At 61.9% G+C, this 16,716-nt stretch carries 13 protein-coding genes; 11 read left to right on the top strand and 2 right to left on the bottom strand.

Going from position 1 to position 16,716, the window contains the following annotated elements; translation table 11 throughout:
- Window positions 1-177: 177 nt before the first annotated feature.
- The 11 genes from urtA to ureC all read left to right on the top strand — a co-directional run bounded on the left by urtA (window position 178) and on the right by ureC (window position 10,420).
- Window positions 178-1,443, top strand: a complete 1,266-nt coding sequence (gene urtA / locus ACP7CZ_RS09890) for an urea ABC transporter substrate-binding protein (protein ID WP_294166413.1) — start codon at window positions 178-180, stop codon at window positions 1,441-1,443.
- A 166-nt stretch (window positions 1,444-1,609) separates the two neighbouring features.
- Entirely contained in the window at window positions 1,610-3,112 is a 1,503-nt protein-coding gene (gene urtB / locus ACP7CZ_RS09885; protein WP_054896384.1) for an urea ABC transporter permease subunit UrtB, read from the top strand.
- The gene (gene urtC, locus ACP7CZ_RS09880) at window positions 3,112-4,179 is read left to right on the top strand and encodes an urea ABC transporter permease subunit UrtC (RefSeq protein ID WP_034126400.1); all 1,068 of its coding nucleotides are present in this window, start codon (window positions 3,112-3,114) and stop codon (window positions 4,177-4,179) included. Before urtB ends, urtC begins: the two co-directional genes overlap by 1 nt.
- A complete protein-coding gene (gene urtD, locus ACP7CZ_RS09875) occupies window positions 4,176-5,009 on the top strand; it encodes an urea ABC transporter ATP-binding protein UrtD (RefSeq protein WP_161975077.1) in 834 nt (277 codons plus the stop codon). The genes urtC and urtD overlap by 4 nt, the downstream gene beginning before the upstream one ends.
- Before the next feature lie 147 nt (window positions 5,010-5,156).
- Window positions 5,157-5,855, top strand: a complete 699-nt coding sequence (gene urtE, locus ACP7CZ_RS09870; RefSeq protein WP_294166409.1) for an urea ABC transporter ATP-binding subunit UrtE — start codon at window positions 5,157-5,159, stop codon at window positions 5,853-5,855.
- Between the two features lie 30 nt (window positions 5,856-5,885).
- Window positions 5,886-6,725, top strand: coding sequence for an urease accessory protein UreD (locus tag ACP7CZ_RS09865; protein WP_054896382.1), 840 nt, complete (start codon window positions 5,886-5,888; stop codon window positions 6,723-6,725).
- A 158-nt stretch (window positions 6,726-6,883) separates the two neighbouring features.
- Complete coding sequence (gene ureA / locus ACP7CZ_RS09860) at window positions 6,884-7,186, top strand: urease subunit gamma (protein WP_003171437.1); 303 nt, start codon at window positions 6,884-6,886, stop codon at window positions 7,184-7,186.
- Between the two features lie 9 nt (window positions 7,187-7,195).
- Window positions 7,196-7,708, top strand: coding sequence for a GNAT family N-acetyltransferase (locus ACP7CZ_RS09855; RefSeq protein ID WP_054896381.1), 513 nt, complete (start codon window positions 7,196-7,198; stop codon window positions 7,706-7,708).
- A 5-nt stretch (window positions 7,709-7,713) separates the two neighbouring features.
- Window positions 7,714-8,247, top strand: a complete 534-nt coding sequence (locus ACP7CZ_RS09850) for a GNAT family N-acetyltransferase (RefSeq protein ID WP_054896380.1) — start codon at window positions 7,714-7,716, stop codon at window positions 8,245-8,247.
- Window positions 8,244-8,549 (top strand): urease subunit beta, encoded by a 306-nt coding sequence (locus ACP7CZ_RS09845; RefSeq protein WP_054896379.1) that lies wholly within the window; start codon window positions 8,244-8,246, stop codon window positions 8,547-8,549. The genes ACP7CZ_RS09850 and ACP7CZ_RS09845 overlap by 4 nt, the downstream gene beginning before the upstream one ends.
- Window positions 8,550-8,719: 170 nt before the next feature.
- Window positions 8,720-10,420 (top strand): urease subunit alpha, encoded by a 1,701-nt coding sequence (gene ureC / locus ACP7CZ_RS09840; RefSeq protein WP_054896378.1) that lies wholly within the window; start codon window positions 8,720-8,722, stop codon window positions 10,418-10,420.
- On the opposite strand, the gene ACP7CZ_RS09835 is transcribed toward ureC, so the two are convergent.
- Both ACP7CZ_RS09835 and ACP7CZ_RS09830 read right to left on the bottom strand, forming a co-directional pair.
- Window positions 10,417-15,588, bottom strand: a complete 5,172-nt coding sequence (locus ACP7CZ_RS09835) for a dermonecrotic toxin domain-containing protein (protein ID WP_294166397.1) — start codon at window positions 15,586-15,588, stop codon at window positions 10,417-10,419. The two genes, ureC and ACP7CZ_RS09835, sit on opposite strands and share 4 nt — an antisense overlap.
- An 83-nt stretch (window positions 15,589-15,671) precedes the next feature.
- Window positions 15,672-16,610 (bottom strand): DnaJ C-terminal domain-containing protein, encoded by a 939-nt coding sequence (locus ACP7CZ_RS09830; RefSeq protein WP_034126393.1) that lies wholly within the window; start codon window positions 16,608-16,610, stop codon window positions 15,672-15,674.
- Window positions 16,611-16,716 lie beyond the last annotated feature (106 nt).

The raw sequence follows: 16,716 nt of genomic DNA, 5'->3' as shown, positions 1-16,716 counted from the left end.
GCCCTCTTTTGAAGCCTGCCGTGCACTCAACGGCCTCCGTGGCGCCAACCTGGTGCGCCACGGAGCGGCTTTACCTCACGAACCCGCCGGTAATCCGTGTCTGGCGTAGCAGGCACAGCCTTTGCAAAGCCCTGTGTATCTGCCCCTCAACAATTATCGGTACACGGAGATCGCACCATGAAGCGTCGCAGCTTGATCAAGGCTTTCACTTTGTCGGCATCCATTGCCGCCATGGGTTTGACCTGGACCGTCCAGGCCGCCGAGACCATCAAGGTCGGCATCCTGCACTCGCTGTCCGGGACCATGGCGATCTCCGAAACCTCGCTCAAAGACATGGCGCTGATGACCATCGACGAGATCAACGCCAAGGGCGGGGTGAACGGCAAGATGCTCGAACCGGTGGTGGTGGACCCGGCGTCCAACTGGCCGCTGTTCGCCGAGAAAGGTCGGCAACTGTTGACCCAGGACAAGGTGGCCGTGGTGTTCGGCTGCTGGACCTCGGTGTCGCGTAAATCCGTACTGCCGGTGTTCGAAGAACTCAACGGCTTGCTGTTCTACCCGGTGCAGTACGAAGGCGAAGAGATGTCGCCCAACGTGTTCTATACCGGTGCGGCCCCGAACCAGCAGGCGATCCCGGCGGTGGAATACCTGATGAGCGAAGAAGGCGGCAGCGCCAAGCGTTTCTTCCTGCTCGGCACCGACTACGTGTACCCGCGCACCACCAACAAGATCCTGCGCTCGTTCCTGCATTCCAAAGGCGTGGCGGATAAAGACATCGAGGAGGTCTACACCCCGTTCGGCCACGCCGATTACCAGACCATCGTCGCCAACATCAAGAAGTTCTCCGCCGGTGGCAAGACCGCGGTGGTCTCCACCGTGAACGGCGACTCCAACGTGCCCTTCTACAAAGAACTGGCCAACCAGGGCTTGAAAGCCACCGAGGTACCGGTGGTGGCGTTCTCGGTGGGTGAAGAAGAACTGCGCGGCATCGACACCAAGCCGCTGGTGGGCAACCTCGCGGCCTGGAACTACTTCCAGTCGGTGGAAAACCCGGTGAACCAGAAGTTCGTGGCCGACTGGAAAGCCTACGCCAAGAAACACAACCTGCCGGGCGCCGACAAAGCCGTGACCAACGACCCGATGGAAGCCACCTATGTGGGCATCCATATGTGGGCGCAGGCGGCGGAAAAAGCCAAGTCCACCGACGTCGACAAGGTGCGTGAAGCCCTGGGCGGCCAGACCTTCGCTGCGCCGTCGGGCTTCACCCTGACCATGGACAAGACCAACCACCACCTGCACAAGCCGGTGATGATCGGTGAGATCCAGGCCGACGGGCAGTTCTCGGTGGTGTGGCAGACCGAAACGCCGATTCGTGCACAGCCGTGGAGCCCTTACATTCCGGGCAATGACAAAAAACCGGACTATGCCGTGAAGAGCAACTAACGCCCCCACGGCTCGAATGTGGGACATGGTCACTGTGGGAGCTGGCTTGCCTGCGATGCAAACAACTCGGTGTGCCTGACACACCGCAGCGATGCCATCGCAGGCAAGCCAGCTCTTACACACAGCCTGCTCCCACACTGTCCCCGCATGACCAGGACATTTTTATATGCCCACTGCCCTCCACCGCCTCATCCTCGCCCTGCTGTTGTTGCTGCCCTTTGGCGCACACGCCAGCGACGCCGAAGACTTCCTTGCCGCCAACCCGGTGCAGCAAGCCAAACTCCTGCAGGACTGGGCCGCCCAACCCGACCCAACGCGTATCGAGTTGGTGGATGCCCTTGAGCAAGGCCAACTCACACTCAACGGTGAAACCAAGACCGTGCGCCTGAACAACCGCCTGCGCGGTTTGATCAATAACGTGCAAGCCAGCCAGCAACTGCTCGCCGCCGACCCCAAGGTGCGCCTGGACGCAGCGCGCACCCTGCAAAAAAGCGCGGTGCCTGCACAACTTAAATTCCTCGACCAGCAGGTCGCCGCCGAGACGGATGAGCAGGTGCACAGCGCCCTCAGCCTGGCCCTGGCCAACCTGCAACTGGTCGACCCCGACCCGGTGGTGCGCCTGGCGGCCGTGCGCTTGCTCGGCAGCACCGGCGACCCGCTGGCCCGCACGCGCCTAGAGGCGCTGCTGGCGCCAGGCGTGGAAGCCGACGCCGCCGTACACACCGCCGCTGAGACCAGCCTGGCCCAGGTCAAACGCAAACTGATGATGGGTGAGATCCTCGGCCAGGCGTTCAGCGGCATGTCCCTGGGCTCGATCCTGCTGCTGGCGGCCCTGGGCCTGGCGATCACCTTCGGCCTGCTCGGCGTGATCAACATGGCCCACGGCGAGATGCTGATGCTCGGCGCCTACTCCACCTATGTGGTGCAATTGATGATGCAGCGCTATGTGCCCCAGGCCATCGAGTTCTACCCGTTGATCGCATTGCCGGTGGCGTTTTTTGTCACCGCGGCCATCGGCATGGCGCTGGAACGCACAGTCATTCGTCACTTGTATGGCCGCCCCCTGGAAACCCTACTCGCCACCTGGGGCATCAGCCTGATGCTGATCCAGCTGGTGCGCCTGGTGTTCGGTGCGCAGAACGTCGAAGTGTCGAACCCGGCCTGGCTGTCTGGCGGCATCCAGGTACTGCCCAATCTGGTGCTGCCGTACAACCGCATCGTGATCATCGCCTTTGCGCTGTTCGTGGTGGTGCTCACTTGGCTGCTGCTGAACAAGACGCGCCTGGGTCTGAACGTGCGCGCCGTCACCCAGAACCGCAACATGGCCGCCTGCTGCGGCGTGCCCACCGGGCGCGTGGACATGCTCGCCTTTGGCCTCGGCTCCGGTATCGCAGGTTTGGGCGGCGTGGCGCTGAGCCAGATCGGCAACGTCGGCCCGGACCTGGGCCAGAGCTACATCATCGACTCGTTCCTGGTGGTGGTGCTCGGCGGCGTCGGCCAGTTGGCCGGCAGTGTCATGGCCGCCTTTGGCTTAGGAATAGCCAACAAAATCCTCGAACCCCAGATCGGCGCCGTGCTCGGCAAGATCCTGATCCTCGCGCTGATCATTCTGTTTATCCAGAAACGCCCGCAAGGACTCTTCGCACTGAAAGGACGGGTGATCGACTGATGAACCAGCCATTGATGCTTACGGCCACGCAAAAGGCCGGCCCCAAAGTCACGATTGCAGTCGGTGCAGTCATCCTGCTCCTGCTGCTGGCGTTGCCCCTGTGTTCGTTATTGTCTGCGGACAACCCGCTGCATGTGTCGGCCTACACCTTGACCCTGGTGGGCAAGATTCTCTGTTACGCCATCGTCGCCCTGGCGCTGGACCTGGTGTGGGGTTACGCGGGGATGTTGTCCCTGGGCCACGGTTTGTTCTTCGCCCTGGGCGGCTACGCCATGGGCATGTACTTGATGCGCCAGGCGGCAGGCAGCGAGTTGCCGGCGTTCATGACCTTTTTGTCCTGGACCGAATTGCCCTGGTACTGGGCCGGCACCGACCACTTCCTGTGGGCGTTGTGCCTGGTGGTACTGGCCCCCGGTGTGCTGGCCTTGGTGTTCGGTTTCTTCGCCTTCCGCTCGCGGATCAAGGGCGTGTATTTCTCGATCATGACCCAGGCCCTGACGTTCGCGGGGATGCTGTTGTTCTTTCGCAACGAGACCGGGTTCGGCGGCAACAACGGCTTTACCAACTTCCGCAGCATCTTAGGTTTTGGCATCACTGAACCGGGCACCCGGGCGGTGTTGTTTTTCGCCACGGTGCTGTTGCTGGTGGCCAGCCTCTACATCGGCTGGCGCCTGGCGAAAAGCAAGTTCGGGCGTGTGCTCACCGCCCTGCGCGATGCCGAGAACCGCCTGATGTTCTGCGGCTACGACCCACGCGGTTTCAAGCTGTTCGTGTGGGTGTTGAGCGCAGTGTTGTGCGGCCTTGCCGGTGCGCTGTATGTGCCGCAGGTGGGCATCATCAACCCCAGCGAAATGTCACCGACCAACTCCATCGAAGCCGCCGTGTGGGTAGCGCTGGGCGGGCGTGGCACGTTGATCGGGCCGTTGCTCGGCGCTGGTGTGGTCAATGGCATGAAGAGCTGGTTTACCGTGGCCTTCCCCGAGTACTGGCTGTTCTTCCTGGGCGCGCTGTTCATCATCGTCACCCTGTACCTGCCCAAGGGCGTTATCGGCCTGCTGAAGAAATGAGGAACGTCATGCTTGAACCAATTTTCGACGCAGGCAGCGGCCGCGATGCGATTGGCATCGGCCAGGTCGCGGGCAAAGGGCTCAACACCCGGCACGGCACCATTCTGACCCTGGAAGATATCAGCGTCAGCTTCGACGGTTTCAAGGCCCTCAACGACCTGAACCTGTACATCGGCGTGGGCGAATTGCGCTGCATCATCGGCCCCAACGGCGCGGGCAAGACCACGCTGATGGACGTGATCACCGGCAAGACCCGGCCCAGCCACGGCAAGGCCTGGTTTGGCGAAACCCTGGACCTGACCCGCATGAGCGAAGTGCAGATCGCCCAGGCCGGCATCGGGCGCAAGTTCCAGAAGCCCACGGTGTTCGAAGCCCTCAGCGTGTTCGAAAACCTGGAGCTGGCGCAGAAGACCGACAAGTCGGTGTGGGCCAGCCTGCGTGCGCGCCTGAACGGGGAACAGAAGCACCGCATCGAGGAAGTGCTCGACACCATCCGCCTCACCGCCTCGGTGCATCGCCCCGCCGGTTTGCTGTCCCACGGCCAGAAGCAGTTTCTGGAAATCGGCATGTTGCTGATGCAAGACCCGCAACTGTTGCTGCTCGATGAACCAGTGGCGGGCATGACCGATGCCGAGACCGAGTTCACCGCCGAACTGTTCAAGCGCCTGGCCGGCAAGCACTCGTTGATGGTGGTGGAACACGACATGGGGTTTGTCGGCTCGATTGCCGACCATGTGACTGTGTTGCACCAGGGCAGCGTGCTGGCCGAAGGGTCGCTGGAACAGGTGCAGGAAAATGAGCGGGTGATCGAGGTTTACCTCGGCCGCTAACGCTGACACGAACGGCTGATCGTTCCCACGCTCCGCGTGGGAATGCCAAGTTGGACGCTCCGCGTCCCGCTGAGCAACGGTGACGCAGAGCGTCACGGGAAGCATTCCCACGCAGAGCGTGGGAACGATCATTGAGGAGAATCGAACATGCTGCAAGTCGACAAGCTGCACCAGTATTACGGCGGTAGCCACATTCTGCGCGGGCTGTCCTTCGACGTGAAGGTCGGCGAAGTCACCTGCCTGCTCGGGCGTAACGGCGTGGGCAAGACCACCCTGCTCAAGTGCCTGATGGGTCTGCTGCCAGCCAAGGAAGGCGCGGTGAACTGGGAAGGCAAGGCCATCACCGGTTTCAAGCCGCACCAGCGCGTACATGCCGGCATCGCCTACGTGCCCCAGGGCCGGGAGATATTCGGGCGGCTGACCGTAGAAGAAAACCTGCTGATGGGACTGTCGCGTTTCCCCGGTTCCGAAGCCAAAGAGGTGCCGGCCTTCATCTACGAACTGTTCCCGGTGTTGCTGCAAATGAAGCATCGACGCGGCGGCGACTTGTCCGGCGGGCAGCAGCAACAGTTGGCGATTGGCCGTGCCCTGGCGAGCCGCCCGCGCCTGTTGATTCTCGATGAGCCCACCGAAGGCATCCAGCCGTCGGTGATCAAGGAAATCGGCGCGGTGATCAAGAAGCTCGCGGCGCGCGGCGATATGGCGATCCTGTTGGTGGAGCAGTTCTATGACTTTGCCGCTGAACTGGCTGACCAGTACCTGGTGATGTCCCGTGGGGAAATCGTGCAGCAGGGCCGTGGTGAAAATATGGAACGCGAAGGTGTGCGTGGGCTGGTAACCATCTAATCTGTAGCCTCCTAACGATAAGCACACGCCATGAACCTGCCCGTTACCCCTGCCCTGTTCACGCCCAGCTGGCACGCCGAGCTGGAACTCGGCTACGCGCGTGTCAATGACACCACGCGCCCGGTGCTGCGCCGCCACCTTGGCCCGCTGCGGGTGCAAAAACACCTGTACGCCGAAGGCCCCGAGGTATGCCAGCACATCATCGTGCATCCGCCCGGCGGGATTGCCGGTGGCGATCGCCTGGACATCAGCGCCCATGTGGGCACGGGTGCCTGGGCACAACTGACCAGCCCCGGCGCCGCCAAGTGGTACCGCGCCAGCGGCCCGGCGTTTCAACACGTCAAGTTGACCGTCGAGGCCGGCGCGACGCTGGAATGGCTGCCCCAGGAAACCATCGTATTCAGCGCCGCCCAGGCCGAACTGACCACGCGAGTGGAGCTGTCGGGCGATGCGCGGTTGTTCTACTGGGATGTGGTCGCTCTGGGCCGCCCGGCCAGTGGCGAACGGTTCGACCTTGGCCACTTTCAATCGCACCTGGACATTCGCCGCGACGGCCAGTTGCTCTGGCATGAGCGCCAGCGCATTGTGGGCGCCGATGGATTGCTGGATTCGCCTATCGGGCTGGATGGGCAACCGGTGTTTGCCACGTTGCTGGTGACAGGCGAGATCGACCCTGAACTGCTTGAGCAATGCCGCTCACTGCCCCATGCGGTGCGCGGGGATTTGACCCAATTGCCTGGCTTACTGGTGGCGCGTTGTTTGGCCAGTGAAGCGCTGCTGGCGCGGGGGTGGTTGATTGATTTATGGCGGCTTTTACGCCCGGCGCTGTTTGGGCGTGAAGCAGTCGCACCAAGAATCTGGAGCACATGAAGATGCGCCCTTTTGTAGGAGCGAGCTTGCTCGCGAAAATCGTTAACGATAACGCGGGCATCCTGAATGCACGCGGCGCCCTCGGGTTTTTCGCGAGCAAGCTCGCTCCTACAGGGGTAAGCGCTCGTCTTTTTAACTGCCTTACTACGGACTGAACCATGGACCTGACCCCACGGGAAAAAGACAAACTGCTGATCTTCACCGCAGGCCTAGTCGCCGAACGGCGCCTGGCACGCGGAGTGAAGCTCAACTACCCGGAGACCATCGCCTATATCTCCGCCGCCCTGATGGAAGGCGCCCGCGATGGCCGCACGGTGGCCGACCTGATGCACTACGGCACCACCCTGCTCAGCCGCGAACAGGTTATGGAAGGTATCCCGGAAATGATCCCGGATATCCAGGTGGAAGCCACGTTCCCCGACGGCACCAAGCTGGTCACCGTCCACCAGCCCATTGCCTGAGGCGCAGCCATGATTCGTGATGCAACCGAACACGACCTGCCGGCGATCCGCGCCATCTACAACGACGCGGTGTTGAACACCACGGCGATCTGGAACGAGCAACCGGTGGACCTGGCCAACCGCCAGGCCTGGTTCAGTGCGCGCCAGGCCCAGCAGTACCCGATCCTGGTCACGGTGGACAACGACGAAGTCACCGGCTACGCCTCATTCGGCGACTGGCGCCCCTTCGAAGGCTTCCGCTACAGCGTCGAACACTCGGTATACGTGCGCAATGACCAGCGCGGCAAAGGCCTCGGCCCGCGCCTGATGCAGGCCCTGATCGAGCGCGCCCGCAGCTGCGGCAAGCACGTCATGGTCGCCGCCATCGAAAGCGGCAACCTGGCCTCGATCCGCCTGCATGAGCGCCTGGGTTTCGTGACTACCGGGCAAATGCCGCAAGTGGGCATCAAGTTCGGCCGCTGGCTGGACCTGACCTTTATGCAACTGACGTTGAATCCGGGCGCCGAACCGCCCCAGGAGTGAGATCGATGAGCGCTGCACAACTGCGTCGAGTCAATGCTGAAAGCTTTGCCCATTACCGCCGGGGCTTGATCGAGCTGTTGCTGGACGCGGTGCAGCACGGCGCTTCGGTGGGCTTCATGGCCGACTTCGATGAGGCCCAGGCCCGGGACTACCTGACCGGCGTGCAAGCCGGCGTCGAGGACACCAGCCTGCTGCTGTGGGTAGTGGTGCGCGACGAGCAGGTGATCGCCAGCGTGCAATTGGCGTTGTGCCAGAAAGCCAACGGCCTGAACCGCGCCGAGGTGCAAAAGTTGCTGGTGCACAGCAGCGCCCGTCGCCATGGCCTGGGCCAGCAATTGATGAATACCCTGGAACTCGCCGCGCGCCAGCACAAGCGTGGCCTGCTGTACCTGGACACCGAGGCCGGCTCCGGCGCCGAAGCCTTTTATCAGTCGCTGCGCTACACCAAGCTCGGTGAGCTGCCCGACTACTGCCAAAGCCCGGACGGGCGTTACAGCCCGACCGCCATCTACTACAAGACCCTGGGGCAACCTGCATGATTCCTGGTGAATATCAGATCCAGCCTGGCGAGATCGAACTGAATGTCGGCCGCCGCACCCTCATCCTCGGCGTAGCCAACAGCGGCGACCGGCCGATCCAGGTGGGCTCGCATTACCACTTTTTCGAGACCAATGACGCGCTGGAATTCGACCGCGCGGCCAGCCGTGGCATGCGCCTTAATATTCCGGCGGGCACGGCGGTGCGGTTTGAGCCGGGGCAACGTCGGGAGGTGGAGTTGGTGGAGTTGAGTGGTGCAAGGCGGGTATTTGGGTTTGCAGGGCGAGTCATGGGCGACCTTTAGGGCCTCATCGCAGGCGAGCCAGCTCCCACCGTTGGAATGCAATTAGATCGTTCCCACGCTCCGCGTGGGAACGCCGCCAGGGACGCTCTGCGTCCGCTCTTTACGTCGTGACGCAGAGCGTCACAGGATGCATTCCCACGCAGAACGTGGGAACGATCGAGGACACACCCATGAAGATATCCAGACAAGCCTACGCCGACATGTACGGCCCCACCGTCGGTGACAAGGTGCGCCTGGCCGACACCGAACTGTTCGTCGAAGTCGAGCAGGACTTCACCGTCTATGGCGAAGAAGTCAAATTCGGCGGCGGCAAGGTGATCCGTGACGGCCAGGGCCAGAGCCAATTGCTCGCCCATGAAGTGGTCGACACACTAATCACCAACGCATTGATCATCGACCACTGGGGCATCGTCAAGGCCGACGTCGGCTTGAAGAATGGCCGCATCCACGCGATTGGCAAAGCCGGCAACCCGGACATCCAGCCCGGCGTGACCATGGCCATCGGCGCGAGCACCGAAGTGATCGCCGGGGAAGGCATGATCCTCACCGCCGGCGGCATCGACTCCCACGTGCATTTCATTTGCCCACAGCAGATCGAAGAGGCCCTGACCAGCGGCGTCACCACCATGATCGGCGGCGGCACGGGGCCGGCCACCGGCACCAACGCCACCACCTGCACTTCCGGCCCGTGGCACCTTGCGCGGATGCTGCAGGCCAGCGATTCGTTCCCGATGAACATTGGCTTTACCGGCAAGGGCAACGCCAGTTTGCCCGAGCCGCTGATCGAGCAGGTCAAGGCCGGTGCTATCGGCTTGAAGCTACATGAAGACTGGGGCACCACACCCGCGAGCATCGACAACTGCCTGAGCGTCGCTGATGCCTACGACGTGCAGGTGGCGATCCACAGTGACACCCTCAATGAGTCGGGCTTTGTCGAAACCACCCTCGCCGCGCTCAAAGGCCGCACCATCCACACGTACCACACCGAAGGTGCCGGTGGCGGCCATGCACCAGACATCATCAAGGCCTGCGGTTTCCCCAATGTGCTGCCCAGCTCCACCAACCCGACGCGGCCGTTCACGCGTAACACCATCGACGAACACCTGGACATGTTGATGGTGTGTCACCATCTGGACCCAAGCATTGCCGAAGACGTGGCCTTCGCCGAAAGCCGCATCCGCCGCGAAACCATCGCCGCCGAAGACATCCTGCACGACCTCGGCGCGTTCTCGATGATCAGCTCCGACAGCCAGGCCATGGGCCGTGTCGGCGAAGTGATCACGCGCACCTGGCAGACCGCCGACAAGATGAAAAAACAGCGTGGCCCCCTGCCGGGCGACGGCGTGGGCAACGATAACTTCCGCGCCAAACGCTACATCGCCAAGTACACCATCAACCCGGCGATCACCCACGGTATCAGCCATATCGTCGGTTCCATCGAAGTCGGCAAATGGGCCGACCTGGTGCTGTGGCGCCCGGCGTTTTTCGGCATCAAGCCCACGCTGATCCTCAAGGGCGGCGCCATTGCTTCGAGCCTGATGGGCGACGCCAACGCCTCGATCCCGACGCCGCAGCCGGTGCATTACCGCCCCATGTTCGCCAGCTTCGGCAGCTCCCTGCACGCCACCAGCCTGACGTTTATCAGCCAGGCCGCTCAGGCGGCCGGACTGCCCGAGGCCCTGGGCCTGAAGAAGCAGATCGCGGTGGTCAAGGGTTGCCGCGACGTGCAGAAAACCGACCTGATCCACAACGATTACCTGCCGGATATCGAGGTGGACCCACAGACCTATCAGGTCAAGGCTGACGGTCAGTTGCTGTGGTGCGAACCGGCCGAGGTGTTGCCGATGGCCCAGCGGTACTTCCTGTTCTAGAGGATGGCGCGGATCGCTTGATCGGTCAGTGTCTGGTTCAAGGTGATCAGTTCGCCATTGATGCGACCAAAGGTGTCGTCGTAGTCTTGCTGGGACATCAGTTGCCCCGGCTCACTTTCCGAAGCCGGTCGGCCCAGGCGCTGAGCCGACCGGCTGATGGTTTGGCGCAGGGCCTGCCTCGCGCTCTCAGGGAGGTTGGCTGCGGCGGCCCATTGTTCCTGCGCGGCCTGATAGTCAATCAGTGCATCGAATTTTGCGGCAATCGACGCGTAGTCAGCTGGATGAGCCCGCTGCAGAAAGTCGGTCCACATCGGTTGCTCCAGCAGGTTGCCACGCAGCAGCTCGCCTTGGTCCAGTAGCTGTACGCGGTTGAATGCCTCCTCGACCATGGGCGCCGTCACATAATCCTCGCGGAACATCATGCTCCGCGATTGCCAGGGCAGGTCCAGACGGGTTGCCAATGGCGTTGTGTACGCCAGGTAGATCTCGACTTCGTCGATATCAGCGATCAAATTGCCGCGGGCATCGTAATGATCGATGCGTGCGCCTTTGGCGTCGTACTCCGGAAACTTGACGCCGTCATCCTGCAGTTGGGACACGCGCTCATGGGCGATACGGCCCAACTCATCGAGCCGCCACTTGCCCCTGGCCAGGTTGAAGACAGTTTTGCGCACGGAGGCCACGTCCTCGCTGAAGTACGCCGACCAATGCAGCACGGCAACGCCCATCGAATTGAACAACTGCGCCCCGGCGTCCACGCAGGCCGCAGGGTCCCGGGCCATCAGGAACAACTGCTCGCGCAATTCGGCGTCTTCGCCCATCGCCTCAAGTATGCGCCAGACCTTGGCGGTCAGTTCCGGCAACCATACGCCGCCCCTGAGTGTCGAGTCCCCGGAGTTTCTGACGGCACGAAGAACATTGAAAAAGCCCTCAGAGCCAAACGAACCTTCAAGCATGTCCCATAACACCTGCCTGGAGGGCCATTCCTGCGCCGAATAACCGGTTTTCCACCGCTCGCTGTCGCGCGCGCCCCTTTTCGGCAATTGGCGATCCGGATCCCGGCCGGCAGCCTCGATGTACCGCTTGAATTGAGCAAGCAGTTCAGGCGTCAGCGTTTCACGGGTGAGGAAGGTTTTCGCCACAATCAATGCCTTATCCGAGCCCGGCGCGAACTCGGGAATCCGCGCTATCGGGTTCTGCCGCATATCCAGAATGAAGTCTTCCGGCCTGGGCACACGGAACACACTGCTAGGCCACTCCACCAGGCTTGCTTCATTGAGCAGCAAGGTATGTAAGCGCGGCATGCGCCCGACATCGGGTGGCAAGCCGAGTGGGTTCATTTCCAAAAATAACTCTTTGAGATGCACCCGATCTTTCAAGCGCAAGACGTCTTCAGGCGTAAGGACAATACTGTTACCGCCCAAATGCAACCGCTGCAAATGCGGCATCTGTTCGATGGCTGACGGCAGGCGTGTCAGTTGAGCGGCCTCGATCCCTAATTGACGCAGACCGCGAAAGTTGGCGAGCAGTGGCTGCACATCCGCATCCGTCAGCTGCGAGCCTTCGGTTCCCACAATGCCCAAGTAGCTGACATGGTCGAAGTTTGCAGTCAGTGCGGGCAAGGTTCGGAGCTGCTGCGCCAGGTCCTCTTCCAACCATTCGATTTTCTGCCCCAAGAGGCGCCCATTTCGATCGTAGTGCCGTGGGCCAACCTTTCTCCAGGCGTCATCCAGCGCCGTATAAATCTTGCGCCTGGCCCTCAGCACCTGGCGTTGCTGGTCACCGAACGCCTCCATGCCTTGGGGCGGTGTGCTCAACCAGTTGTGCAAGGTGGCCTGCAGGGTCTTGTACTCTTGCTCCAACGCACGCAGCCAGCTCAGATCCAGCGCGCCGCGCTCGTTGATCAGGGCGAGCATTTCGTCCCGGGTGATTTCCGGGTACAGGCTGCGGACCCGCTCGCGTGTGATTTTTTCCCACTCAGTGCCACCGCGCCCGCTCAATGGATAGCCGCGACGCTCGCCCGGCAACACGCTCGGCGGTCGAAAAAACGGCAGCTTTTCCGGCGACATGCCCAAGGCTTTGCGCAACGGTGCTCGGCCTAATGCATGTTGCTGGATCAACCCCTTCAATTGCTCACCCTGGCCGACATGGGGCAGGCCAATCGCGTTGCGATGGGCGTCGGTCAACGCGTGCTGCAAGGCGCCATAGAAACCATTGAGGCCATGCAGATCCTGACCGCGCTCATCAAAGGCTTGATAACGTCCATCCTCCGTACGTGCCAGGACCTTGCGATTGCTCGCCTCCTGAGGGCCAAAACTGGCACGCAATGGGCCTTCAAACCGACCCTCGCGCACTTCCAGGCGCAGATTGTCCGACCAGCCGGGCAGCGCCGGCAGTGTGTGGAGGGCCAGGGTTTCGGTGTCTGGGCCGGCCAACGCATCGAGGTACAAGCCTTCATACGCGAGGGTCAGGCGCATTTGCTGCTGCGCCCGGCGCGCCTTTTCAGCGAGGCGCAGGGGAATGCGCTTGGCGCGGCTCATCGTGTCGCGCTCGGTCGGCGTCGCGTCCGCCAGCACTTCGCGCGCCAAAATCGTCGGCACACCGCTGAAGTCACGCTGGATCAGCATAATCGCGGTGTCGGAGAGTGGCTGCTGCTCGACGTAAATACTCTTCATCAACCGCTCGCGCACCTCGATGGCCCTTTGTTCGAGTTTCAATTGCAGGGCCTCGGTTCTCGCCTCGGGTGTGCGGGCGGTGTAACTGCCCACCAGAGCATCGCGCTGAGGTTCGCTGAACGCTTCGATAATGCGTATGGGCAACTGGCCGCTCATCAATTCGGCGCGGTGGACCTGCACGGTGTCCGCCGCCGCAGCCTGCTGATTACCGTATTTGATCGACGGCCCGCTCAACTCGGTGCCGGAAAATGCCTCGATCGCCTTGCTCGCTGGCCATCCCGGCAACTCCACCGCCAGGGATGCGGCATAGCTGCACAGTGCGCTGCTGAGCGAGCCCTGGCGAATACCCTCGGCGACGCTCACCGCATCGCGATACGCCCTGAACTGGCGCAGGGTGTCGAGCAGGATCGCCGGTACCGGCTCGCCTTCCACATGCACGCGGCGCAGCACGTCCTCACTCACCGCCGCAACGCTGCGCACCTGCTCCAACTCGGCATCACTGAAGCCCTCCGTCACCGGGCCCAATCGCCGCATCAACGTGGCGCCTTCCCAGGTGTGCGGGCGTTCCACTTCATGGTTCCAGAGGCCAGCGCCGTTGCTCTTCAATATCGGTTGATAGGCCTCGGCGCGCGTGGGATGGAGGATGCGGTATTGCTCGGTCAGCGGGTCTTGTTGCACGGCATAGCGTTTACCCTCCAATGGCAGCACGGTCTGGCCGTTGTGCCGGTGCAGGCCTTGCTCATCCAACGCCACTGAAGGTAGGGACGCGGTGTGCTCATAGGTCGACAAGTCGGGTTTCCACAGCCGAGTCTTGCCACTGGGGAGAGTGACGGCCTTGAGCTGCTCGATAAACGGCGACACGGTGAAGTGCACCACGGCTGCCTGCACCGCCAGCGTCGCCAGGTTTTCCACCACGTCGGTGATGTGCGCCCAGCCCTCTTCGCGATCGCCTTCGCTCAGCTCGATGACACCTTCGATGACTTCGTAGAGCATTTGCCCGGCCATCGCCACGGCCATCAGCACGCCAAGCGGTGGCACCGCCATGGCCACCAGGTTGAGACCGAACAGGCCAATGCTCATGTAATGCGCGGCGCGCAGTGAGCGCGAGGCCTCATCGACATCGGCGGTGCTCACCGCACGATGCCGCGCATTCTCGAACAGGCGGGCACGCAGGCTGCCCAGGCGATAGGTCCACAGGTCTGCAACTTGCCATAGGTCCGTCAGGGTGTGGGCGCGAATGTTGAATTCAGGGGCAGTGGCATGCACGCGCACGTAGGGATGTGGTTCGCCCAGTGTCGAAGGCGTGGCAAAGGACGGAGAAGTGAGCAGGCGCCCCCATTCCGATCGCAAGGCCTGTGCGCCAAACGGCTGGGGGGGTGCGTCCAGCACCAGTTCGGTCAGCCGTTTGTAGTAGTAGGCGCGGTCTTTGTCGGCAACGAACCGGGCAAAAAAATGCTGGTTCGGCGTAGCCCTCCAGCCTTGAGAGCGGTCAGCTTCCTGGGTGGTTTTCGCGCTCAGGCGCTCGGTCAATGCAGTGCTGAAGTCATTGAAGGTGTCATAGCGCTTGATGGGATGGTCGGGGTCATCGGGAATATAAACGATGACCCAGCAGGTGTAGCCAGGCTTGGCGCAAGCGTCGATGACCAGGCAATCATGCAGGTGCAGGTTCATCAGGCTCAGGCTGCGATACACGATGGGCTTGCCGTCGCTGAGAATGTGTTTTTCCCCGGCTGCCACACGCATCAGCAAGGCGTGGTCGCTGTCACCAATGTCGCCCTTGAGCAACGCCAGGTACGCTGCCGCCTTGAAGGCGGCTTTCTGGTGCCGGACATAACGCTCGCGCAGTTCGGCCTGGGACTCGGCGTCGTCAGGTTTCAACTGCGCCTTGAGGTGAGCCTGGTACTGCTTGCCCAGGTCCAGTTCTCGGCAAAGCTGGGTGAACGCATGAATCTTCAGGGTCGTGGTGTGGCGCTCGAAATGATCGCGCACGTCCGGTTGGGTGATGAAACCTGAGGCACTGTCGAAATAGCCCTCTCGAGTCTCGCGTTGCTCAAAGTTGCCAAGGGCAGCGTGCAGCAGGGAGAACGTTTTGACCCTGAAGCCACTGGTCTTTACGCCAAAGGCATCTTCGACCGGTACATACAGGCGCAACCAGGTTTGATTGACGTCCAGCTCGTGGCCGATAGCCTTTAGCTTGGCTTCCAACAAGGGTTGGGCAAACGCTTGCTCCGAGCGTATGTGACTGAAGGTTTTCTCCAGTTCGTTGAGCGACTCGCAACGGGCGTCCAGCAACACTTTGAGCTGATCTTTGTGCGCCTGGGAAGCAGCGTCATACCAGCGGGGAATGGCTGGCGGCGTGTCTTTGAGGGCCTTGCGACGGGAGGGCGAACTGTTGACCAGGCAAGTGGGGATCGCCTGTTTGATCAGTTCGTAATGTTGGCCCTGCTCACCAGGAAGCGGGGTGACGGGGTCGGTGACCTGAAAGTCCGGCATGGGATGACAACCTTTTCTTGGAAGAGGTTGTCATCCTAGGCACGCCGTTTTTGCGGCTGGCGCTAACTAAATCAATGACCCGTTCAGAACTGCTCGCGCGGGTTGAACGCAGCCTTTTGCGCCAGGGCCTCCCACAATGCCTTGACCTCATCATCCGCCGCCTTGGGCATGACGGCCTTGAGCTGGATGAACAGGTAGCCACGTTGCCCGGCCTTGTTCAGCAAACCATGGCCCTTGGCACGCATGCGCTGGCCGTTCTGGCTACCGGCAGGCACCTTGAGGTTGATCTTGCCGGTGAGGGTCGGCACGGCCACTTCCGTGCCCAGCGCCAACTCCCAGGGTGCCAGCGGCAGGTTGATGATCAGGTTTTCGCCGTCCACCTCGAACCTGGGGTGGGGCGCAAACTTGATGATCAGGTACAAATCACCATTGGCCCCGCCGCCAATGCCAGGCGCGCCCTGGGCCTTGAGGCGAATGCGCTCGCCATCGGCCACACCGGCCGGGATCTTCACGTTCAGGCTTTTGGTGGTGTTGCTCACATGCCGACCGGAGGCATCGTATTGCGGCACCTGGAAGCTGATCTGCTTGGACTCAGTGGACAGGGTTTCCTCCAGGGAGACCGTGAGCTGCATCTCCACATCCTGGCCCTTGCGCCCGGTAGGACGGCGCTGGCCGCCACCGAAAGCATCACCACGCGAGCCGAAGATCGAACTGAAAAAGTCCGAAAAGTCGCCCGCGTCCTGGCCACCACCAAAGCCGCCACGGCTCTGCCAGCCCGGTGGACCCTGGAACGGCTGGCCATGCTGGCCGTACTTGCGCAGTTCGTCGTATTCGGCGCGCTTGTCGGCGCTTTTAAGCGCTTCATAGGCCTCGGACGCATCCTTGAACTTGGCTTCGGCGTCCTTTTCCTTGCTGACGTCCGGGTGATATTTGCGCGCCAGCTTGCGATAAGCCGACTTGATCTCTTTGTCATCAGCCGTGGGCTCGACACCGAGAATCTTGTAGTAGTCTTTGAAATCCATGGGGGCATCACCATCCGTTATCGATATCGCGCAGCCCGCCACACGGCACGCCATGGCTGGCAGCCTGGGAATTGATGTCAGGGCGCGTCATAAGTTAATCGGCGGC

This window comes from Pseudomonas sp. DWP2-2, assembly GCF_049897065.1.
Classification (GTDB): domain Bacteria; phylum Pseudomonadota; class Gammaproteobacteria; order Pseudomonadales; family Pseudomonadaceae; genus Aquipseudomonas; species Aquipseudomonas paracarnis.
Note: the sequence above shows the minus strand (reverse complement) of the source record. Positions and strands in the feature narration are given on the sequence as shown.